General features: G+C 71.0%; 18 protein-coding genes. 11 read left to right on the forward strand and 7 right to left on the reverse strand.

Going from position 1 to position 22,195, the window contains the following annotated elements; all coding sequences use genetic code 11:
• The first annotated feature begins 19 nt into the window (after nt 1-19).
• The 3 genes from ABD901_RS26655 to ABD901_RS26665 all read left to right on the forward strand — a co-directional run bounded on the left by ABD901_RS26655 (nt 20) and on the right by ABD901_RS26665 (nt 6,207).
• Nucleotides 20-3,664: a choice-of-anchor D domain-containing protein gene (locus ABD901_RS26655; RefSeq protein ID WP_345130291.1), complete on the forward strand. Its 3,645-nt coding sequence runs from the start codon at nt 20-22 to the stop codon at nt 3,662-3,664.
• A gap of 358 nt (nt 3,665-4,022) precedes the next feature.
• Nucleotides 4,023-5,474 (forward strand): PQQ-dependent sugar dehydrogenase, encoded by a 1,452-nt coding sequence (locus ABD901_RS26660; protein ID WP_345130293.1) that lies wholly within the window; start codon nt 4,023-4,025, stop codon nt 5,472-5,474.
• Between the two features lie 307 nt (nt 5,475-5,781).
• Complete coding sequence (locus ABD901_RS26665) at nt 5,782-6,207, forward strand: MarR family winged helix-turn-helix transcriptional regulator (RefSeq protein ID WP_345130295.1); 426 nt, start codon at nt 5,782-5,784, stop codon at nt 6,205-6,207.
• A gap of 334 nt (nt 6,208-6,541) precedes the next feature.
• Here ABD901_RS26665 and ABD901_RS26670 read toward each other — a convergent pair whose 3' ends face one another.
• Together ABD901_RS26670 and ABD901_RS26675 are read right to left on the reverse strand one after the other, a co-directional pair.
• A complete protein-coding gene (locus ABD901_RS26670) occupies nt 6,542-9,493 on the reverse strand; it encodes a carbohydrate binding domain-containing protein (protein ID WP_345130296.1) in 2,952 nt (983 codons plus the stop codon).
• 198 nt (nt 9,494-9,691) lie between these two features.
• Nucleotides 9,692-10,453, reverse strand: coding sequence for an SDR family NAD(P)-dependent oxidoreductase (locus ABD901_RS26675; RefSeq protein ID WP_345130297.1), 762 nt, complete (start codon nt 10,451-10,453; stop codon nt 9,692-9,694).
• Nucleotides 10,454-10,526: 73 nt separating this feature from the next.
• Between ABD901_RS26675 and ABD901_RS26680 the strand changes: the two genes are divergently transcribed.
• Nucleotides 10,527-10,763 carry a hypothetical protein gene (locus tag ABD901_RS26680; protein WP_345130299.1) on the forward strand — a complete coding sequence of 79 codons (237 nt, stop codon included), beginning with the start codon at nt 10,527-10,529 and terminating at the stop codon, nt 10,761-10,763.
• Here the strand turns inward: ABD901_RS26680 and ABD901_RS26685 are convergent.
• Nucleotides 10,756-11,370, reverse strand: a complete 615-nt coding sequence (locus ABD901_RS26685; protein WP_345130301.1) for a hypothetical protein — start codon at nt 11,368-11,370, stop codon at nt 10,756-10,758. The genes ABD901_RS26680 and ABD901_RS26685 overlap by 8 nt on opposite strands.
• Before the next feature lie 129 nt (nt 11,371-11,499).
• Here ABD901_RS26685 and ABD901_RS26690 point away from each other — a divergent pair, with 129 nt between their 5' ends.
• Both ABD901_RS26690 and ABD901_RS26695 read left to right on the forward strand, forming a co-directional pair.
• Nucleotides 11,500-12,369 carry a cation diffusion facilitator family transporter gene (locus ABD901_RS26690; protein WP_345130303.1) on the forward strand — a complete coding sequence of 290 codons (870 nt, stop codon included), beginning with the start codon at nt 11,500-11,502 and terminating at the stop codon, nt 12,367-12,369.
• Between the two features lie 39 nt (nt 12,370-12,408).
• Nucleotides 12,409-13,635, forward strand: coding sequence for a hypothetical protein (locus ABD901_RS26695; protein WP_345130305.1), 1,227 nt, complete (start codon nt 12,409-12,411; stop codon nt 13,633-13,635).
• Nucleotides 13,636-13,654: 19 nt separating this feature from the next.
• On the opposite strand, the gene ABD901_RS26700 is transcribed toward ABD901_RS26695, so the two are convergent.
• From ABD901_RS26700 to ABD901_RS26715, 4 genes are all read right to left on the reverse strand, one after another.
• The gene (locus tag ABD901_RS26700; protein ID WP_345130307.1) at nt 13,655-14,083 is read right to left on the reverse strand and encodes an iron chaperone; all 429 of its coding nucleotides are present in this window, start codon (nt 14,081-14,083) and stop codon (nt 13,655-13,657) included.
• An 83-nt stretch (nt 14,084-14,166) separates the two neighbouring features.
• Nucleotides 14,167-15,117 (reverse strand): carbohydrate ABC transporter permease, encoded by a 951-nt coding sequence (locus tag ABD901_RS26705; protein ID WP_345130309.1) that lies wholly within the window; start codon nt 15,115-15,117, stop codon nt 14,167-14,169.
• An 8-nt stretch (nt 15,118-15,125) separates the two neighbouring features.
• On the reverse strand, nt 15,126-16,112 hold the full coding sequence (locus ABD901_RS26710) for a carbohydrate ABC transporter permease (RefSeq protein WP_345130311.1): 987 nt from the start codon (nt 16,110-16,112) through the stop codon (nt 15,126-15,128).
• A complete protein-coding gene (locus tag ABD901_RS26715; RefSeq protein ID WP_345130312.1) occupies nt 16,109-17,338 on the reverse strand; it encodes an ABC transporter substrate-binding protein in 1,230 nt (409 codons plus the stop codon). The genes ABD901_RS26710 and ABD901_RS26715 overlap by 4 nt, the downstream gene beginning before the upstream one ends.
• Before the next feature lie 384 nt (nt 17,339-17,722).
• On the opposite strand from ABD901_RS26715, the gene ABD901_RS26720 reads away from it, so the two are divergent.
• From ABD901_RS26720 to ABD901_RS26740, 5 genes are all read left to right on the forward strand, one after another.
• Entirely contained in the window at nt 17,723-18,013 is a 291-nt protein-coding gene (locus ABD901_RS26720) for an STAS domain-containing protein (protein ID WP_345130314.1), read from the forward strand.
• Between the two features lie 140 nt (nt 18,014-18,153).
• Nucleotides 18,154-18,579: a hypothetical protein gene (locus ABD901_RS26725; RefSeq protein ID WP_345130316.1), complete on the forward strand. Its 426-nt coding sequence runs from the start codon at nt 18,154-18,156 to the stop codon at nt 18,577-18,579.
• Between the two features lie 10 nt (nt 18,580-18,589).
• Nucleotides 18,590-19,012, forward strand: a complete 423-nt coding sequence (locus ABD901_RS26730; RefSeq protein WP_345130318.1) for a TOBE domain-containing protein — start codon at nt 18,590-18,592, stop codon at nt 19,010-19,012.
• A gap of 78 nt (nt 19,013-19,090) precedes the next feature.
• Nucleotides 19,091-19,822 carry an ABC transporter ATP-binding protein gene (locus tag ABD901_RS26735; protein ID WP_345130320.1) on the forward strand — a complete coding sequence of 244 codons (732 nt, stop codon included), beginning with the start codon at nt 19,091-19,093 and terminating at the stop codon, nt 19,820-19,822.
• The gene (locus ABD901_RS26740; protein WP_345130322.1) at nt 19,819-22,113 is read left to right on the forward strand and encodes an ABC transporter permease; all 2,295 of its coding nucleotides are present in this window, start codon (nt 19,819-19,821) and stop codon (nt 22,111-22,113) included. Before ABD901_RS26735 ends, ABD901_RS26740 begins: the two co-directional genes overlap by 4 nt.
• The last annotated feature ends 82 nt before the right edge of the window (nt 22,114-22,195 follow it).

The following is a 22,195-nucleotide window of genomic DNA, read 5'->3' on the forward strand; positions in this document are numbered from 1 at the left end:
GCTTAGCTCTGGAGCCGTCATGGCCGCACGCCGGCTGGTCGCCGCCCTCCTGCCACCACTCCTCGCGCTCGGCGCCGCCGTTGCGCTCACCAGCTCCGCCGCCGCCGACGAGACGACCGTGTCCGTCGACACCCTCCGCACCGGCTGGGACCCGAACGAGCCCGCGCTCGGGCCCTCCGCCGTGTCGGCGGCCGACTTCGGGCAGCTCTTCAGCACCCAGCTCGACGGGCAGATCTACGCCCAGCCGATCGTCGTGAACGGCACGATCGTCGCCGCCACGGAGAACAACTGGGTGTACGGACTCAACGCACAGACCGGCGCGATCGTCTGGTCACGCAGCGTCGGTCCCGCCTGGCCCGCCTCGGCGATAGGTTGTGGTGATCTGGTACCGAACATCGGTGTCACCAGCACCCCCGTCTACGACCCGGCGACGCAGTCCGTTTTCTTCACCGCGAAGGTCAACGACGGCTCCGACGCCAACCACCCGCACTTCTACATGCACTCGATCAACCCGGCGACCGGCGCCGAGCGGTCCGGCTGGCCGGTGACGATCCAGGGCTCGCCGACGAACGACCCGGCCAACACGTTCAACGCGAAGACCGCCGCCCAGCGGCCGGGCCTGCTGCTGCTCGACGGCGTCGTGTACGCCGGTTTCGCCAGCCACTGCGACTACGGCCCCTACGTCGGGTACGTCGCCGGCGTGAAGACCACCACGCCCGCGATGTCCACGCTGTGGTCGACCGAGGCCGGCCGCTCGACCGGCATGGGCGGCATCTGGCAGTCCGGCAGCGGCCTCGTCTCCGACGGGCCCGGGCGGATCATCGTGGCCACGGGCAATGGCGTGTCGCCGGCGCCCGGCCCGGGTACCAACCCTCCCGGAACGCTTGCCGAGTCGGTCATCCGCCTGCAGGTCAACGGCGACGGCTCGCTCGCCGCGCGGGACTTCTTCAGCCCGGCAAACAACGGCAAGCTCGACCAGGACGACACCGACTTCGGCTCGGGCGGCCCGGTGGCGCTGCCGGCGTCGTTCGGCACCGCCGCGCACCCGCGCCTGCTGGTGCAGACCGGCAAGGACGGCCGCGTGTTCCTGCTCGACCGCGACAACCTCGGCGGCATGGCGCAGGGCCCCGGCGGCTCGGACGCCTCCCTCGTCCCGGCGGCCGGGCCCTACAACGGGGTCTGGGGCCACCCGGCGGTGTGGGGCGGCGACGGCGGGTACGTGTACCAGGTCGAGAACCAGGGCTTCCTGCGCGCCTTCAAGTACGGCGTGAACGGCGCCGGCCTGCCCACGCTCACCTCGACGGCCACCAGCCCGTCCACGTTCGGTTACACGTCGGGCTCGCCGGTCGTGACGTCCAGCGGTACCACGTCGGGCTCCGCGATCGTCTGGGCCGTCTACAGCGACGGGTCCAACGGCGCCAACGGCCAGCTGCGCGCGTACGACGCGCTGCCGGTCGGCGGGCAGCTGCACCTGCGCTACTCCGCGCCGATCGGCACCGCGACCAAGTTCGCCGTGCCCGCCACCGACGGCGGCCGCGTCTACGTCGGCAACCGCGACGGGCGCATCTTCGGCTTCGGCCGGCCGACCACGGCCGCGCTGACCGCGCCGCCGACCGACTTCGGCAACGTCGCTGTCGGTAGCACCGCGAACGCGACCGTGACCGTCACCGCGACGCGCGCCGTGCGCATCACCGCCGTGTCGGCCGCCGCACCGTTCGGCGTCACCGCTCCCGCACTGCCGGTGAACCTGAACACCGGCCAGACCCTCGCCGTGCCGGTGCGGTTCACCCCGACCGGGCCCGGCGGCGCCGCCGGCAGCCTCACGTTCACTACCGACGCCGGCACCGTCGCGCTCGACCTGCACGGCAACGGCACGCAGGCCGGCCTCGGCGCCACCCCGTCCGCGCTGGCCTTCGGCACCGTACCCACCGGAGCGAGCAAGACACTCGGCGTGAGCATCACCAACACCGGCACCAGCGCGGTGACCATCACCGGCTCGACCCAGCCGGCCGCGCCGTTCACCGCGACCGGGTTCCCCGCCAACGGCACCACGATCGCGGCCGGCGCCTCGGTGTCGGTCACGGTGAAGTACGCCCCGACCGCGGCGGGTAACCAGTCGAGCTCGATCGCGGTCGCCAGCAGCGCGGGCTCCGTCACGGTTCCGCTCAGTGGTACCGCGGTCACCGGCGCCGCCCACCTGAGCATCACGCCCAACCCGGTGTCGTTCGGCTCCGTGCCGATCGGCACCACGGCGACGCAGACCTTCGACATCGCCAACACCGGCAACATCATGCTGACGCTCACGAAGGCGGCCCCGCCGGTCGGCGCGTTCAACACCACCACGCCGGTCTCCGAGGGCCAGCAGCTCTCGCCCGGCGACGTCATCCACCAGACCGTCACGTTCACGCCGACCGCGCAGGGCGCGCAGTCCGCGGTGTACTCGATCACCGGCGACGACGGGCAGGGCGCCGTGCTCGTGCAGCTGACCGGCACCGGCGTGCCGCCGACGAACACCACCAACCTGGCGGCCGGCCGGCCCGCGACCGCGCAGTCCACGCAGGGCGGCTACCCGGCGAGCAACGTCACCGACGCCGATCCGGCCTCGTACTGGGAGAGCGCCAACAACGCGTTCCCGCAGTGGGTCCAGGTCGACCTCGGCTCGTCCGCGAGCGTCGGCAAGCTGACCCTGCGCCTGCCGCCGCCGACCGCCTGGGCGACCCGCCGGCAGACCCTGTCCGTGCTGTCCAGTGTGGACGGCAACACCTTCTCGACGGTCGTCGGCTCGGCGGACTACGTGTTCGACCCGGCCACCGGCAACACCGTGAGCATCGCGTTCCCGTCCGTGACGGCCCGCTACGTGCGGCTCAGCATCACGGCGAACACCGGATGGCCGGCCGGGCAGCTGTCGTCCTTCGAGGTGTACGGCACGAGCGGCGGCACGGCCACCCTCGCGCTCAACCCGACGAGCCTGACGTTCGAGGACACCGACGTCAACACGAACAGTGACTGGCAGACCGTGACCGTCACCAACACGGGCACCGCGCCCGCCACCGTCCAGTCGGTGACCGCATCCGGTGACTTCACCGTCACCACGACGTGCGGCTCCTCGATCGCCCCCGGCGCGAACTGCACCGCCACGGTGACGTTCCACCCGAGCGCGCCCGGCGCGCGGACCGGCACGCTCAGCATTCGCAGCACCGCCTCCAACGCCGAGGTGACCGCCGCCCTCAGCGGCACCGGCCTCCCCGGCGCCACCACGAACCTCGCACTGCAACGCCCGACGACCCAGTCGTCGAACACGCAGAGCTACGGTTCGGCCAACGCGGTGGACGGCAACGCGAACAGCTACTGGGAGAGCGCGAACAACGCCTTCCCGCAGTGGATCCAGGTCGACCTCGGCTCCTCGCTGAGCGTCGGCCGGGTCGTGCTGCGCCTGCCCCCGGCCACGGCCTGGGCGGCCCGCACGCAGACGGTCACCATCAGCGACGCCACCACGGGCGCGGTGCTCGTCTCGAACCGCCAGTGCGCCTTCGACCCGGCAACGGGCAACACGGTGACGCTGACGTTCCCCGCGACCGCGGTGCGCAACCTGCGCGTCACGTTCACCGCGAACACCGGCTGGCCGGCGGGCCAACTCTCAGAACTGGAGGTCTACTCCTCGTAGTGAGGCGTGTCCCGGCAGTCCGACGTACCCTGCTCACGGACTGTGGCCTTCCCTCACCGGATGTCCACTACTCGTAGCGCCGAACCTTCGGCCGTCGGCCGATCGCACTCGGTCGGGTGCCTCGCTCGCGGGCCGTGGACTTCCCGCACGGGATCTCCACTGCTCGTAGCGCAGCCGGCCGCTCGCGCTCGGTCACGTGCCCCGCTCGCGGACCGTGGTCTTCCCGCACGGGATCTCCACTGCTCGTAGCGCAGCCGGCCGCTCGCGCTCGGTCACGTGCCCCGCTCGCGGACCGTGGTCTTCCGTCACCCAGGGGTGGGTGAGGGAGGACCACCCGTGGGCGGGGCACGGTGGTGTCGTGCGTCGCACCAAGATCGCGGTGCTGCTCGCCGCAGCCGGTCTTCTCGCCGGGTGCTCGTCCCCGGCGCGCGCCGCCGGCCGCGGGCTGCCACCCATCAACCCCACCGACTTCCACCACGGCGCCGCTGACCCGTCCGGCGGCGCCGACGCCTACCTCTCGGTCAGCACCGTGGCGAAGCACCTGAACATCCCCTGGGGCCTGTCGTTCCTGCCCAGCGGCGACGCTCTCGTCACGGAGCGCAGCACCCTGCGCATCCTCCGGGTGACGCCCGAGGGCAAGATCACCCCGCTGGCCCGCATCGGCGAGGCAACGGCCGACAACGAGGGCGGCCTGCTGGGCATTGCGGTGTCCCCGAACTACAAGACCGACCAGACGGTCTACATCTACTACACGACCAAAGCCGACAACCGCATCGCCCGCCTGCGCCTGGACGGCCACTCCCGCCCGAAGCCGATCGTCACCGGCATCCCGAAGGGCGGCATCCACGACGGTGGACGGCTAGCGTTCGGCCCCGACGGCTACCTGTACGCCACCACCGGCGAAGCCTCGCGCACCGAGGCGGCGCAGGACCTGAACAACCTCGGCGGCAAGGTCCTGCGCATGAACACGGACGGCAAGCCGCCCCCCGGCAACCCGTTCCCGCATTCGCTGATCTGGACCTACGGCCACCGCAACCCCGAGGGCCTGGCCTGGGACGCGGACGGCACGATGTACATCTCGGAGATCGGCCAGGCCGTCTGGGACGAGCTGAACATCGCCCGCCCCGGCGGAGACTACGGCTGGCCGAATGTCGAGGGAATCGGCGGCAACCCCAAGTACATCGACCCGGTCGTTGCTTGGCACCCCGAGGTCGGCGTCGCAGCCGGCGTAGCCGTGATCGGCGAGACGGCGGTCGTGACCTGCCTACGCGGCCAGCGCGTCTACCTGGTCCCTCTGGGTAAAACCCCTGCCAGCGCCATCCCCAGCGCCGCCGCGTCGGCCGGCCCACCTCCCGGCGCCGCTGCGCCAGGTGGTGCGGCTCCCGGTGGTGCTGCCCCGGGTAGCGCCGCTCCTGGTGGTGCTGCCCCGGGTGGTGCCGCTCCTGGTGGTGCCGCTCCTGGTGGTGCTGCCCCGGGTGGTGCCGCTCCTGGTGGTGCTGCCCCGGGTGGCGCCGCTCCTGGTGGTGCTGCCCCGGGTGGCGCCGCTCCTGGCGGCGCGGGTCCTTCGCCGGCCGCCCCACTGACTGCCGGCCCGCCCGGTGCGCTCGACAGTGTTCGCTGGCGTCCCAACGTCGGAGTAGCCGGTCGACCGGTGGAAGCGCTCGCCTTCCGATACGGCCGCCTCCGCGCCGCCCTCGCTGCCCCCGACGGCAGCGTCTGGATCGCCACATCGAACCGCGACGGCCGCCTCCCCGGCGGCCCGGCTCCCGATGATGACCGCATCCTGCGCCTGACCTTCCGCACCGGCTGACCTTCCGCACCGGCTGACCTTCCGCACCCGCTGGCCTTCCGCACCCGCTGGCCTTCCGCACCCGCTGGCCTTCCGCACCCGCTGGCCTTCCGCACCGGCTGACTTCGGATGGCGAACGTTAGAGCCTCGAACGAACCCGCTCCGGTTTGGTCGTTGACTGTACGAACGTTATTCCTTCGAACGGTTATGCCGCCGGCTTGACGCTTCGGGGAGCGAACGTTGGGCGACCGAACGGTTGTGCTGCCGGCCTGACGCTTGGGGGAGCGAACGTTGGGCAGCCGAACGGTGGTGGCGTTAGGCTGCGCGAGTGTTGACCGGACTGCCGAGCTGGCTGCTGACGCAAACCGCCCAGCACGCCCACCGCCTCGTCACGGAGGGCCTCGGCGCCGTCGGCGCGCGCGGCTACCACTACCGCGCGCTGACCGCCCTCGACCAGGACGGTCCGGCCAGCCAGGCGGACCTGGGCCGGCGCAGCGCCATCCACCTGAGCGACCTGGTCGCGACGCTGAACGAGCTTGCCGAGGGCGGGTACGTGGAGCGCGCCCCGGACCCGGCGGACCGCCGCCGCAACGTCATCACCATCACCGCGGCCGGTCGCCGCCACCTTCGGCGCCTGGAGAAGCAGATCGGACGAATCCAGGACGAGTTGCTGGCCCCGCTGTCGTTCGAGGAGCGCGCCCAGCTGACCGGCCTGCTGCGCAAGCTGCTGGAACACCACGGCGGCCCGCAGTAGCAGCCCGCGCCTCTCGCCGCCTCCCCGGTACAGCGGCCCCTCGCCGTGCTCACGCCACCAGTCGTCGATGAGGCACGCCGCGCACTTTCGGCCGCGGCGCGCGGGAAGGGAACAACCTAGCAACCTAGGATGCCTAGCGCGATGTGCTCTCGTAAGCACGCGTCAGCCAGGGCTTCGAGCAGCTCAGGCCCGAGGGATTCCAGCAGCGAGTGCCGGGATCCCTCGGGCCTGATTCTTACCGTGTAAGGCCGACCTGAGTCCTACCGTGTAAGGCCGAGCGGGACTGCGCGCCGAGTCCCAGGTCGGCGCCAGGAAACAGCGCCGCGTTCGGTGATCAGCGCAGGTACGGGCCGTCCGAGCCGATCTTGCCGGGGGCGGGGTTGCCGGGGAGCGACAGGACGTACGCGCGTAGGTCGCCCTTGCTGCTTACGGTGGCGGTCAGGGTGCCGTTCGTGACGACCTTGACGTCGCCCGTGACGGCGTCGGTGTAGGTGCCGTTCGGGATGCCGGTGAAGGTTGCCGTCGACGAGATCGTCACCAGGACGAAGCTGTCGACGGAGCCGCTGGTGTAGCGGCGCTTGAAGGCGATCTGGCTGCCGGTCACGCCGGACGTGGAGTACTGGCCCATCTGCAGGGCGGGGATCGCGCGGCGGATCTGGTTGAGTCGCTGCAGGTGCTTCACCAACGGCTGGCTCAGCGTGGTCGCGACGGCACCCGACGAGGTCGACACCACGCCGTAGTCGGAGGCGACGACCGAACCGGAGATGCGGTCGCCGTAGTAGGCGCGGCCCGTTGTCGCCAGGGGGCAGGTGGGGCCGCAGTCGATCTGCTTGCCGGCCTGGAACTCGATCTCCGAGCCGTAGTAGAGCACCGGTACGCCGCGGAAGGTCCACATCAGCGACATGTTCTCGGCCCAGGCGTCGGTGCCGCCGGCGTACCGCGTGGAGCTCTTGTTCGGGCCGTAGTCGTGCGAGTCGACGTAGACGGCGTTGTACGTGGCGTCGTTGGTCGAGTCGTCGGAGTCGGCGCCGTTGCGGAACGCGTTCGGGGCGTCACCGAAGTTCATGTGCATCCGCATGTCGATGATGTTCATGCCGGAGAACTGGCTGTGGTCCGGCGCGTGGTAGTCGTTGCCGACCAGGAACGCGTTGGCGCTCGTCGGCTGGTTGCCGGTGCCCAGTTGCTCCTCGTGGTTGTACTGGTCCAGAGCCGCCTGCACGTCGTCGTCCACATAGGAGCGTCGCTCCTTCCACGTGTAGAACTGCGCGGAATGGTTGACCGAGCCGCGGTTCCACTTGTCGTTGACGAACGCGGCGACCTCGCCGAAGACGTAGAAGTCCTTCGCCTTCTCCGCGCCGTACTTCTGCACCAGGTGCTGCTGCAGGGCGGGCAGGAAGCGGCGGTTCCACGTCACACGGGGGATGTGCACGGCGGTGTCGACGCGGAAGCCGTCCACGCCCATGTCGATGTAGGAGTTGTACGCCCCGATGAGGTACTGCTGCACGACCGGGTTCTCGGTGTTGAAGTCGGCGAGGTCGTCGGCGAGCCAGCAGGAGCGGGAGTCCTCGCCCTCCCAGTTACCGATCCAGCACTGGTGGTAGAGGCTGGCCGGGAACATCTTCGCCGTCGGTGACGGCCACTGGCAGTTGTGGATCGTGTACCCCTCGGGGCTGACCTGGCCGTTGGGCAGCCCGTAGTTGGGGCAGGTGTTGCCGGGCGGCGCGGTCGTGGACCACAGGTCGCCGTTGTAGGCGCGGCCGAGCGAGTTCTCCTGCATCGGGTCGTACACGGCGCCGGGGACCTTCTCGCTGTACATCCAGTCCCACTGTCCGTCGCGAGCGCCCCACACGGTGGGTACGAACAGGCCGTTGGCGCCCCAGCGTGAGCTGTGGTTGTACACAACGTCCTGGTAGATCTTGAGGCCCTTGGCATGCGCGGCGTCGATGAGGTCCTGGTACGACGCGCCCGGCGACTCCAGGCGCGGGTCGACGCGGTAGAAGTCCCAGCCGTGGTACCCGTGGTAGTCGTAGTCCGACCGGTTGAGCACGACGGGCGTGATCCAGATGGCGGAGAAGCCGAGGCCCTTGATGTAGTCGAGCTTGTCGACGAGGCCCTTGAAGTCGCCGCGGAACATCGGGTCGTTGTTCGCGGCGTTGCCGGAGCGCACATTCTGGCTGCCGCCGCGGTCATTGGACGCGTCGCCGTCGTAGAAGCGGGCGGTGAGCACGAAGTAGATGCTCTCCTTGCGCGGGTCGCCGCCGAGCATGGTCCCGCCGGGCGGCAGCGGCGGCGCATCACCGGTCGTGGCGGTGACGGGCCCGCTCGCCGCCGAGAGGTTGCCGGCGGCGTCAACCGCGCGGACGGTGTACGTGTAGGCGGTGTGCGGCGCGAGGCTGCCGTCGATGTAGCTGTTGTAGGCGGTGGTGAGGACGTTCCCGCCGGGGTTTCGCGTTATCTGGTACCCCGTGACGCCGCGATCGTCGCTCGACGCGCTCCACCCGAGGGTGACGGTGACGTGGTCGACGCCGGCGGTGACGTTCGCAGGCACGGTCGGCGCCGTGGTGTCCGGCGGGACGGCGGTGCACGGATCGGTGGCGTTGCCGGTGGCGACGCCGCCGCTGACCCGGGTGGTGCCGGCGCCGATGCGGTAGTTGGCGCCGTGGTTGTTGTCCCACACGCCGGAGCCGTTGTTGAATACGGCCTGCATGCCGCTCGCCGCGCCGAGCTGGACCGTCTTCTTCACCCAGCCGGTGCACGCGGTCTCGTTCATGGCCACGCCCGGCACCGCGGTCCACGCCTCGCCGTCGGGTGCGTAGTGGATGTTCACCGAGGTCCAGCCGGTGCCGGCGGTGGCGTAGAAGACGGTGGCGGCGTTCCCGCCCGGCGGCGAGGACGGCGGGGCGGTTGCGCACGGATCCGCGGTACCGACGATGGCATTGCCTGTGATGGCGACGGACCCGGCGGTGACCGAATAGTTTGCGCCCGAATGGTTGTCCCAGACGCCGGATCCGTTGTTGAACGTCAGCTGGGCGCCGGTCGCGGAGCCGAGGTCGAGGAGCTTGGTGTACCAGCCGGCGCAGCTCGCCGCCGACATGGGGACGCCGGGCACCGCGGTCCAGGCGCCGCCGTTGGGCGCCCAGTGGACGTTGACGGTGCTCCATGCGCTCGGCGGTTTGTAGTACACGGTAAGACTGTTGCCGGTGGCCGCGAGGGCGCGGACGGCCGGCAGCAGCGCGGCGATCAGGGACAGGACGACGAGCAGTACTCGTCTGCGTCGGCGGGGCATGGTGGGGTGCTCCTTGCTCTCATCGGACGGTGGCGGCCGTGGGGCGAGACACAAGGCGTTGCAACGCGTGGGGGAAGACTGATCGCCGCATTCATGCTTGTCAAGATTCTTGCAGCATTTCGCGCAGCTCGCCGAGGCTTGGCCGGGACGAGCTGCGCGAACGCTGTGGAAGGCCGGCAAGATCTTGCAAAGATCAACTCAGTCGACGGCGGCCCCTGCGCTCATGTTGATCGACGCGCCGCTGACCGTCCGCGCCAGGTCCGAGGCCGCGAACACCGCGATCTCCCCGACGTCCTGCAGCGTCGCCGCCCGCCCGGCGAGCGCGTTGCCGTTGAGCAACTCGACGATTTCGTCGCGCCCGTCGTACCCCAGCGGGATCGTCTCCGGCAGCCCGCCCGTGTGCAGCGTGATCACCCGGATCCCGTGCCGCCCCAGCTCGCCGGCGAGCTGCCGCCGCATGGACTCGACGGCATCGAACGTGACCCCGATCCCGCCGACGCTGAGCTTGCGGGCAACCGTCCAGTCGAATTGCCCCCCGAAGAACAGGATGACCCCGCCCTGCTGCGGCACCATGACCCGGGCCGCGGCGCGAGCGGTGAGAAACTTCGACCGTACGGCGGTGGCGACCGGCCGCAGGTAGTCCTCGACATCCATCTCGACCATCGGCGTACCTTGCACGTCCTGGTCGCTGATCACATTGACGGACACGTCCAGCCGTCCGCCGCGCTCGACGACCCGCTTCATGTGCCCGTCCACGGCGGCTTCGTCGAGCGCATCAACCACGTCGACGTAGGCGGTCCCGCCGGCGCCCGCGATGTCGTCCGCAACGCTCTGGAGGGTGGCTTCGGTCCGCCCGGCGAGATGCACTGCGGCCCCGTTTCGTCCGAACGCCCGCGCAATGGCACCCCCGACGGACCCGCCACCGCCATAGACGACGGCCGTCTTCCCCTGCAGCAACATGCTCACTCCTGGAACCTCCGGTCGATGTTCGTCACCAGTACCGACGCAGCCTTCGCCATAACTCATCGATACCGTGCCACCCCACGCACCGTCACGCCGCCCCGCCGCGAACCCGCTCGTGGCGAACGTGTTCGTGGTTGTCGTCCGGATCGCGCTCGTGACGAACGTGTTCGTGGTTGTCGTCCGGATCGCATTCGTGACGAACGTGTTCGTGGTCATTGTTCGGATCGCACTCGTGACGAACATGTTCGTCGTTGGCGTTCGGATCGCGGTCGTGACGAACATGTTCGTGACGACCATGTTCAGCTAGGTTCGGTTGCCGGTTGCCGGTTGCCGGTTGCCGGTTGCCGGTGCTGGTGCTGGTGGCTGCGGGGAGCGGGAGTGGCGGCAGTGCGCCGCTGGTCCGCCGCGGTGCGGGCGTGTTCGTGACGAACGTGTTCGTTAAGGGGGTATTGAGCAGGGTATGACCGGCGGAACAGGCGACCGAGTGATGTTCGGCGGCTGGTCGGGTGGGAGAGTCTTGAGTTGTGATGGAGCACCAGCACGACGAGCATCGGGATGGCCGGGCTCGGGTTTGCGAACATGATCATGGCCTTGGTCATGGGCATGATCATGCGCATGGGCCGGAGGCGGACCGGCGTGCTGGGGTTGGGGACTGCCGGGAGCAGGAGGGTGACGGGCACACCCACAGCCAGGGGAGCGAGCGGCACACCCACGGCCAGGCGGGAGACCGGCACACTCACGGCCAGGAGGCAGACTGGCACACCCACGACCAAGTGAGCGACGGGCGTACCCACGAGGGTGGGGGCGACGGGCACATCCACGAGAGTGGAGGCGACCGGCACATCCACGAGAGTGGAGGCGACCGGCACATCCACGAGGGTGGGGGCGACCTGCGCGAACACGAACACGAACATGACCACCAACATGCGCATGGCCAGCACGGGCACTCGCATGGTGAAGATGGGCATTCGCATCAGCATGGGGTTGCTCGCGATGCTGATCGGCGGTGGCTTGGGCTCGCGCTGGCGTTGATTGCCGGGTACATGGCCGGGGAAGTTGTCGTCGGTGTGCTGGCGCGGTCGCTGGCGCTGTTGTCTGATGCCGCGCACATGCTGACCGACGCCGGAGCCATTGTCCTTGCGCTGGTTGCCATGCGGCTGGCCGGGCGGCCGCCCAAAGGCGGGTACACCTTCGGGCTGAAACGGGCGGAGATTCTCTCGGCGCAGGCCAACGGGCTGACGATGCTCATCCTGGGGGCGGTGCTTGCCGTTGAGGCCGTCCGGCGGCTGGTTTCGCCGCCCGATGTCGTCGGGGCGCCCGTGCTCGTCACGGCGCTCGTCGGGATCGCGGTCAATCTCGGGGCGGCGTGGGCGTTGAGCCGGGCCAATCGGAGGAGTCTCAACGTGCAGGGGGCGTTCCTGCACATTCTCAACGACCTGTTCGCGTTCGTGGCCACCGCCATTGCGGGGCTCGTCATGGTGCTCACCGGGTTCACCCGGGCCGATCCGATCGCGACGCTGATTGTCGTGGTGCTCATGGTCCGGGCGGGGCTGGGGTTGGTGCGGGCGTCGGGGCGCATCTTCCTCGAGGCGGCGCCCAGCGGGATCGATCCGCCGACGCTCGGGTCGCGGCTGGCGGGGGTGCCCGACGTGGTTGAGGTGCACGACCTGCACGTCTGGCAGATCACCTCGGGGGAGCCGGCGATGTCGGCGCATGTGCTCGTGGCCGAAGGGCGGGACTGTCACGGGGTGCGGGCCGCCATCGAAAGGCTGTTGCAGCGGGAGTACCGGATCACGCACAGCACGCTGCAGGTCGATCATTCCAGCGCGGACGCGGCGGCAGCGGTCGTTGAGGACCGGCATTGTGCTGACGCGCACGGGGAGACGTACCGGGCGACGCCCGCCATACAATAGAGACACACGAGATAGCGCGATGTCGCTACCGTGAACCGCATGGCCGCCGACCCCATGCGCCCCTCGCTGATGACGAAGATGCGCGCCTCGCTTGCCAAGGAGCGCGACGCCGTGGTGCTCGAGGCGCTGCGCGCCGCGGGCAAGGTCGCCTATGACGAGCTGATGGCCGCCGATCGGGCGCGGGAGCAGCTCGCCGCCGACTCGATGTCGTTGTGGGACGCGCCGCCGGCGACCGGGAGCCTGCTGCTCGCGGCGTGGAACGCGTACATGCTGCAGACGCTGGGGGAGCAGTTCCTCGACGCCGACTATGCCGCCCGGCCGGGGACCGTCGGGTATGTGCCGGCGGTGACGTTCGACCAGGTGTCGTCGTGGCTGACCGCGGTCGAAGGGTGGGCCTCGCGGTCGCGGCAGGCCCGGGTCAACCCGGACTACGACATCGCGAAGGAGCTCAGCCTGCCGGCGGGGCTGCCCGAGTGGGCCGAGGTGGTGCCCTGCCCGCCGGAGCACCTGACCGCGTTGATGGCCGCGGTGCTGCCGCTGCGGCAGCACATCGACGTCGCGCTGTACGGGCTGGAGCGGGCGGGGGTGCCGGCCGAGCATCAGGGTGCCGTCAACAAGATCAAGCAGCTTGCCGCCGAGGCCGCGGCGGCGGCCGACTACGCGATGGGGCTGCGCACGGAGCGGCACAACGCGGAGCTGCACGAGCTCATCGAGAACAACCTCAAGAACGCGCTCGAGCTGTGGTTCCACGTCGGGCAGCTGGCGGCCATGCCGCGGCTGCTCACGTCGTACCGGGCGATGCGGCCCGCCAGCCGGCCGGACGTGGCCACGTTGCCGGGCGGCAGCCGCTTCGACCCGTGGTGCCTCACCGACCGGGTCACGCTCAAGCGGTGGCAGCGCGACGCGAAAGCGAAGCGGGCGATCGCCGAGCTGTGGCGCTTCGACCCGGACCCGGCCGCCACGATGGCGCTCAAGGCGGAGATCGACGCGGCGGTGGCGGCCGGCGACGTGGTGCTGCACCGCAACCGCGACGGCAGCAGCTGCTACTTCGAGTGCCCGTGGTCGCCGCTGTACGAGGTGCGCCGGCCGGTCCGCATCGCGGGGCGCAACCTGCGGGTGCTGCAGCAGTTCACGCTGCAGGCGTCCGGCGACGACGTGCTCACTGGCGGCAAGTTCGAGCGCGGGATCATCGTGGGGCCGTTCGAGGCGACGGACGAGGTCGAGTACTGCGACCCGGACGGCCGCCATCTGAACCGCAACACATGACGGGTGGCTGAGCCGAGGCTCAGCCGGCCGCCTGCTTCACGAGGGCCGCGATCCGGGCCTCCTCGTCGGCGTTGAGGTCGCGCAGGGCGAAGGCGGTCGGCCACATGTCGCCGCTGTCGAGCATCGCCTCGTCGCTGAAGCCGAGGGTCGAGTACCGCGTCTTGAACTTCTGCGAGGGCTGGAAGAACAGCACGACCTTGCCGTCGCGGGCGTAGGCCGGCTGGCCGTACCACAGCCGCGGTGTCAGCTCGGGCGCGGCCTGCCGGACGATGGCGTGGATGCGCTCGGCCATGGCCCGGTCGCCGCGCTCCATCTCGGCGATCTTCGCCAGTACCTCGGGCTCGTTGTCGACCGGGCCGCGCGAGCTCTTGCGCACCTCCTGGGCGCGCTCCTGCATCGCCGCGCGCTCCTCGGCGGTGAACTTCCCGGTCTTCTTCCGCTCCGTCATCGGAGATCTCCCTCGGGGGTGCGTTGACCTGGACGAACTTCATCCTAGGGACGCACCCCCGGGCGGGGCTTCTCGAAAACGACCTAATGCTCCTGCAGCGTGCCGGCCAGCAGGCCCCGCATGAAGAAGCGGCCCAGCAGCACGTAGATGGCCAGCGTCGGCAGGCTGACCAGCAGGGCGCCCGCCATGGCCTGGCCGAACGGCACCGACTGCCCGCCGGCGACGTTGTTCAGCGCGATCGTCACCGGCCACGAGTCGCGGCTGGTCATCATCGCGCCGAACATGAAGTCGTTCCACGACGACGTGAACTGCCAGATGACGGCGACGGCGAAGGCCGGCTTCGACAGCGGTACCGCCAGATCCACCCACGTGCGAAGGACGCCGGCGCCGTCGAGGCGGGCCGACTCCAGCAGCGCGTCGGGCATCGACACGAAATGGTTGCGGAAGATCAGGGTGGTGATCGGCAGGCCGTAGATGATGTGGATGAGCATCAGGCCGAGCAGGCCCCCGGTCGCATCGCCGGAGCCGCGCAGGCCGACGGCGGTCATCGTCTGCGAGACCGGGATGATGACGGCCTGGTACGGCACGAAGATCCCGAACAGGATCAGCGGGAAGACGACGTTGGACAGCGGGAAGCGGAACTTCGACAGCACGAACCCGTTGGCGCAGCCCAGCAGCGCCGAGATGAGGCTCGCCGGGATCGACAGCGCCAGGGAGTTGCGAAAGCCCGAGGACAGCTTGGGCAGCACGGCGCTGAAGTTGTCGAAGGACAGGCTCGTCGGCAGCTCCCAGATGCGCGTGACGCTGACGTCGGCGGGGTTCTTGAACGACGTCACGATCAGGACGTACACGGGCATGAGGAAGAACGCCGCGAGCGCCCACAGGGTGATGTACCGCAGCGTCGTGCGCAGCGGTCCCGGGCGCTGCCAGCGCGGCAGCTCGCCGGGGCTTGACGGCGGCGGGGTGGGCAGGTTCCCCGGCCGCTGCGGTGGGGTTGGCTGCCGCGGTACGACGGCGGCGGTAGCGCGGACCATTTGACGACTCACCGCCGTTCCGTGCGAAGGCTGTACCAGACGTAGGGGCCGACGACGAAGGCGACCCCGAGGAGCAGGACCGTGGCGATGGTGGCGCCGCGGTCGTAGAAGCCGCCGTCGAACGTGGTGAACCACATGTACAGCGACGGCGTGTCGATGCGCAGGTTGCCCTGGTCGAGCGCGTAGAGCAGGTCGAACGTCTTGAGCGAGATGTGCACCATGATCAGCAGGGCGCTGAACGTGACGGGCCGCAGGGCCGGGCGCACGACGTGCCAGAAGATCTGCGTCTCGGAGGCGCCGTCCATGCGCGCCGACTCGCGCAGCGTCTCGTTGACGCCGCGCATGCCGGCCAGGAACAGCGCCATGACGTAGCCGGACAGCGCCCACCCGGCGGGCAGCGCGACGGCGCCGATCGCCCAGATCGAGTCCGACTTGTGCCAGTCGCTGCGCAGGAAGCCCAGCCCGACGTCGGCGAGCAGCTTGTTGATGCCGGCGGTGTCCTGGCCCTCGCCGTTGTCCAGCAGCCACCGCCACACGATCGCGGTGGCGATGAACGAGATGGCCATCGGGAACAGGTAGACGCCGCGCAGGAAGCCCTCGCCGCGCACGCCCCGGTCCAGCAGCATCGCCATGAAGAACCCGAGCAGCATCGCGCCGGCGACGAAGACGACGGTGAAGATGATCAGGTTGCGCACGTCGGTGCGGAAACGCTCGTCGCGCAGCAGCGCCGCATAGTTGTCGAAGCCCACGAAGTGGTACTTCGGGGAGAGGCCCCGCCAGTTCGTGAACGACACGCGCACGTTCCAGCCCAGGAAGCCGTAGACGAACACGCCGATGAGGATCAGCGACGGCGACACGAGCACCAGCCCCGGCAGCCAGCGCGGGCCGCGCTGCTTGCGGGGCTTGCGCCGGGGCGCGGCGAACCCCGGGCGCGCTGGCTCGGAGGAGTGCCGCGCCACGTGCGAGGCGGCGCCTTGCTGGTCGAGCGCGCTCACTGCGTCTCCCGGAACTGCTGTTCGACGGTCCGGGCGAACTTGCCCTGGTCGCCGTGCTGGACGAACAGGCCCAGCGCCGAGTCGATCTCCGCGTTGTACGCGTTGTTCGCCACCACGCCGTGTGTCAGCGAGCCGACGATGCGCATCTTCGGGTCGCGCCACTGTTGCAGCGCCCACTCGAGGTAGCCATGGTAGAGGGCGGCGTCGGCGTCCGTGCGCGCCGGTATCGAGCCCTTCAACGGGTTGAACAGGTTCTGCCCGGCGGTCGAGCCGCACTCGATCAGCCACTTGCGGGCCAGGTCAGGCCGGCGGGCGCCGGTGGGCAGGGTGAAGGAGTCGGAGAGGAAGTCGTACACGCCGTCGGTGCCCGGCGAGGCGACCACGTCGTAGTCGGACTTGTACGCGAGCTTCTTGGACTGCTCCAGGTAGGACGACGACCAGTCGCCCATGACGGCGTACACGGCCGAGCCGGAGAACACCTTGTCCAGCTGCGGCTGCCAGTCCCCGGCCGCGGACTTCACGTCGGAGGTGGCGAGGACCTTGGTGTAGACGTCCAGGGCGGAGGTGACGTCCGGCGAGAGCCAGCTGATGCCGCCGGACCACAGCCGCTCGTACTTGTCGGCGCCGAGCTCGCCGAGCAGCACCGTCTCCATGAGGTGCTTCTGCGTCCACTCCGGTCCGACGGCGAGCGGGGTCTTGCCCTTGGCCTTGATCACGTCGGCCTGCTGCAGGAACTCCGCCCACGTCTTCGGCGGCCCGGCCAGGCCCAGCTCCTTGAGCGCCTTGGGGGAGTACCAGATCAGGTTGGCCCGGTGGATGTTGACCGGCACGGCGTAGATCTTGCCGTCGATGGTCAGGTTGTTCACCAGGCCCTTGGGGAACACCTTCGCCCAGTCCTGTTCGCGGTACATGTCGGAGAGGTCCTGGACCTTGCCGGAGCGCACGTCGTCGAGCAGCTCGAGCCCGGCGTGGCGCTGGTAGGAGTCGGGCGGGTCGTTGGCCAGCAGCCGGCTGGCCAGGATCGCCTTGGCGTTGGAGCCGGCGCCGCCGGAGACGGCTGCGTTGACGAAGCGCACGCCCGGGTTGGCGCCCTCGAAGGACTTGGCCATGGCGGCCAGGCCCTCCTCCTCACCGGGTCCGGTCCACCACGAGTACACCTCGAGCTGGTCGTTGCTGGCGCCACGCACCGTGAACATCGAGAGCCCGGCGAGAAGCGAGACGAACAAGATCGTCACGATCGCCAAGCGGCCCTTCCACACGCCATATCCTCCTGGCTGCAGGACGCGGCGCGGCAGTTCCAAGCTCCCCAACCGGGCGGGGCGGCGCACGCATGTCGGTGGTGGGACCGTATTGCGTGCACATACCGGTTGGTGATTGAACCTTAGGTCGCTACCCACCGTCGATCGGCCACTTACATTCGCCGAATGGATGAGCTTCCATCATGCCGTAATGGAAGCATTGCGGGACGTGTTGTCTGACCTTTGGCCCTGGTAGCGCTCCCAAATAAGCAGTACGGCGAAGTGCCGATCGGCGAAGAGCTGTTCACATTCCGGTGTCAGGTTGGTTACGGTGATGCCGGTGCAACATCCACCGACACCTCGGAGGCGAGTGTGCCCGGCGAAGTCACCCTGCTGCACAGCCCCGCCAGCCCCGTAGCCGTCCAGTTCGACGGCGAGATCGACGCATCCTGGGCCGCGCAGGCCCAGCACCGGCTCGTCGAAGCCCTCCTGCACCACCGTCCCGACCCGATCGTCATCGACCTGCGCGGCGCCACCCGCCTCGACCCCCGGGTCGTCGGCGCCATCCTGGCCACCATCGAGGCGGCCGGCGACCTCGACGTCCCGATCGAGGTCCTGCTCGGCTCCGCCGACCCCACAGGAGGCCTGCTGGCCAGCGCGTAGGTAGCCGGGAGAGCATCGGGGCGAGCACGCCGAGGAGCGGCTCGCCCCAGACGCGTCCGGCACACGCGAGCACAGCTCGCCGTAGCCGTCACGGCGACCGGGATATCGGCGATCGGAGCCGCTCTGCTAACAATGTCCGCATGAATCGACTCGGGGTGAGGCTCGGCACCGCCGCCGCGGTGCTGCTGGTCTGCGGCGGCGGGCCGTTCGCGCTGACCTTCCCGCAGCGCTCGGCGTTCCTGGCCCGCCAGGAGCCGCGCGCCTGCGGGCTGGTCGCCCGGTCGTCCCCGTTCGGCGAGGTGACCAGCTGCATCGACCTGGGCCGGCGCACACCGCCGCTGCCCGCCGCCGGGCACGTCTTCCTGCTGCTGGAGACCTCCTCGGGCCCCGCCGTCGTGCGCGTCGACTACAGCGGCACCGACGACGCCACCTTCCGCGCCACCGCCGTCGAGGTCCCCACCTGGGAGTCCCCGGGCATCTCCCACGAGACCGGCGAGCGGCTCAAGACCGGGACCGAGGGCCGCGGCGGCCTGAAGACGCAGCCGTGGACGGTCCACCCGGCGTAGGGTCGCAGATGTGCAGCTGAGCATTCGCAACCGGCTGGCCGGCGAGGTCGTCGCGGTCGAGGCCGGCGAGGTCATGAGCACCGTGCGGGTCCGGCTTTCCGGCGAGCTGGAGATGACCGCCGCCATCACCCTCGACGCGGTGCGCGACCTGGGTCTCGCGCCCGGCAGCGTCGTGGTGGCGCTGGTCAAGTCGACCGAGGTCGCCATCGGCGTCGGCGACGTGCCGCGGATGAGCATCCGCAACCGCCTCCCGGGCCGGGTCACCGACGTCGAGCACGGCGCCGTGATGACCACCGTCCGGGTGGCGATCGGCAGCGGCGACACCCTCACCGCCGCCATCACCAAGGACGCCGCCGAGGACCTGGGCCTCGCCGCCGGGGCAGAGGTGACCGCGCTGGTGAAATCGACCGAGGTCAGCATCGCCCTGCCGTAGACGGTAGGGCTGGCCCTACCGCGATGAGACTGGTGCGCGGGCGTGTGGCGGCCGGTGCGCGCGCGGTTGTATCGACGCATGACCGAAGACGTCGTCGAGCTCGACCGCGTAGTCAAGCGGTTCGGCAGCATCACCGCACTGGACACGGTGACGCTGGGGTTCGCGCGGGGGACGTTCACCGCGGTGATGGGGCCCTCCGGGTCCGGCAAGTCCACGCTCCTGCAGGCCGCAGCCGGCCTGGAACGGCCCACCGCCGGCGCCGTGCGGGTCGCCGGCACCGACCTCGGCAGCCTCAGCGAGACCAGGCTGACGCTGCTGCGCCGGGAGAAGATCGGGTTCGTCTTCCAGGCGTTCAACCTGCTCTCCTCGCTCAGCGCCGAGCAGAACGTCGCCCTGCCGCTGCGGCTGGCCGGGCGCCGGCCCGCCAGGCGGGAGGTGCGGGCCGTCCTCGCCGCCGTCGGCCTCGCCGACCGGGCGCGGCACCGGCCCGCCGAGCTCTCCGGCGGCCAGCAGCAGCGCGTCGCCATCGCCCGGGCCATCATCACCCGGCCCGACGTGCTCTTCGCCGACGAGCCGACCGGCGCCCTGGACTCCCGCACCGGCCGCGAGGTCCTCGCGCTGCTGCGCTCCATGGTCGAGCGTCAGGGGCAGACCATCGTCATGGTCACCCACGACCCGTTCGCGGCCGCGCACGCCGACCGGGTCGTGTTCCTCGCCGACGGGCGCGTCGCCGGTGAGATGGCCGCGCCCACCCCGCAGGCCGTCGCCGAGCGCATGACCGGCCTCGAGGCGGCGGAGGTGCCGCGATGATGACCGGGATCGCGCTGCAGACCGTCCGGGACCGCTGGACGTCGTTCGCCGGGGTGTTCATCGCCCTCGGCCTCGGCGTGTGCCTGCTCGCCACCACCGGGCTCACCCTCGCCTCCAGCGTCGACGGGCACCGCGAACCCGCCTGGTACGACCGCGCCGACGTCGTCGTCGCCGGGCAGAACAGCGTCACCGTCGTCGTCGCCCCGGGCACCGACGAGCAGTACACGAGCACCACCACGACCCGCCGCTCCCGTGCCCTGCCCGCCGGCCTCGCCGCCCGGCTGCCCGGCGCCGTCGTCGACCGGTGGCTGCCCGGCGGCGCCCACCCGTGGTCCGCCGCCGCCCTGCACGACCTGCCGCCCGAATCCGGGCCCGCGGCCGACGACCAGGCCGTCGTCGCCGGCGGTAAGCACCGCGTCGGCGAGCGGATCGAGATCGCCGGGCGCGGCTTCACCGTCGCCGGGACCGTCGGCGGGCCCGAAGCCGTCTACGTCACCGACCGGGCCGCCGAGCAGCTCAGCGGCGGGCGCATCGACGCCGTCGCGGTGCGGGGCATGAGCGCCGAGCAGGTCCGCGCCGCCGTCGGCGACGGGCCGCGGGTGCTCACCGGCGACGCCCGCGCCCACGCCGAACCCAACCTCGACGGCGACCTGCTCGCCGTCGCCGCCTCCCTCATGGGCACCACCGCCGGCCTCGCCGCGTTCGTCGCCGTGTTCGTCGTCGCCGGCACCTTCGCCTTCGCCGTCGCACAGCGCCGCCGCGAGCTCGCCCTGCTGCGCGCCGCCGGCGCCACACCGCGGCAGGTCCGCCGGCTCGTGCTCGGCGAGGCCGTCGTCGTCGGCGTCCTGGCCGGGCTCGCCGGCTGCGGCGCCGGGCTGCTCGCCGCGCCGCCGTTCGCGCACTCCCTCGCCCGGGCCGGGTTCGCGCCGGCCGGCTTCACCGCCGGGTTCGTGCTGTGGCCGCTGCTGGCCGCGTTCGGCGCCGGGCTGCTCGTCGCCCTGACCGGCGCCGCCGTCGCCGCGCGCCGCGCCGGGCGGGTCCGGCCCATCGAGGCGCTGCGCGAGGCATCTGCAGAGCGGCGGGTCATGACCGCCGGCCGGTGGGTGTTCGGGCTGCTGTTCCTCGGCGGCGCGGTCGCCATGATCCTCGCCGTGCCGACCGGCGGCCCCGAGGCGATGGCCCTGGTGCTGCTCGAGGCGCAGCTGGCCATCACCGCCGTCGCGCTCTTCGCGCCGCTGCTCGCGCCCGGCACCGCCTGGCTCGCCGGGCGGCTCGTCCCCGGCCTCACCGCCGCCCTGGCCCGCGACGGCGCCCGCACCAGCGTGCGGCGCACCTCCTCCACCGTCGCGCCGATCCTCGTCACCGCCGGCATCGCCGCCTCGACCCTCGCCGGCACCGCCACCCTGTGGCACGCGCAGGAGCGCGCCGCCGCCGACCGGGTCACCGCCGCCGCGATCGTCGCCGCGCCGTCCGCGGTGCCGCCCGGCGGCGTCCCGGTCGCCCATTCCGTGGTGTACATCAACGCCGACGAGTACCCCGAGGAGTTCGACGCCGTCTTCGCCGGCCCCGGCCTCGCCCGCGTCATGCGCGTGCCCGCCGAGCCGGCCGAAGGCACCATCGTCGTCGGGCACGGCCTCGCCGGCGCGATGCACTGGCGCCCCGGCTCCACCGCCGACCTGTGGCTCGACGACTCCACACCGGTCCAGCTGCGCGTCGCCGCCGTCCTCGACCCGTCCGCCGACCTCGACGACAGCGTGCTGCTGCCCTGGTCGCTCGGGCCCGGCCGGCCCGACTCCGTCTACCTCACCGGCCCCGCCGACGGCGTGAGCGGCACCGTCGTCACCCCCGAGCAGTACTTCGCGGCACTGGACGCCGAGCAGCGCCACGAGAACAACTTCGCGCTGCTGGCGGTGCTGGGCATGGCACTGGTGTACACCACGATCGGCATCGCCAACACGCTCGTCATGGCGACCGCGGACCGCTCCCGCGACCTGGCCGTCCTGCGCCTGGCCGGCACCACGCCGCGGCAGGTCCTGGCCATGGTCGGGCTCGAGGCGCTGCTGGCCGCGGTGGCCGGCGTCGCCCTGGCCTGGCTGGTCGCCGGCGGCATGCTGCTGGGCCTGCTGCCCGGGCTGCGCGCCGCCGGCGCCGAACCGCACATCGTCGTGCCGTGGACGCCCGTGCTCGGCGTCGCCGGGGTCTGCGCCGCCGTCGCGCTCGTGGCCGCCCTCATCCCGGCCGCGCTCGCCCTGCGCACCCCGGCCGCCCGGATGGCCGCCGTGCGGGAGTGATCAGGCGCTGGTGCCCCGTGATCGAGTCGCCGAGGGCCATGATCCGCACCGGGGCGCCGGCCTCGGCGCCCCGGTGAACGTT

This window comes from Dactylosporangium darangshiense, from assembly GCF_039537565.1.
Classification (GTDB): Bacteria; Actinomycetota; Actinomycetes; order Mycobacteriales; family Micromonosporaceae; genus Dactylosporangium; species Dactylosporangium darangshiense.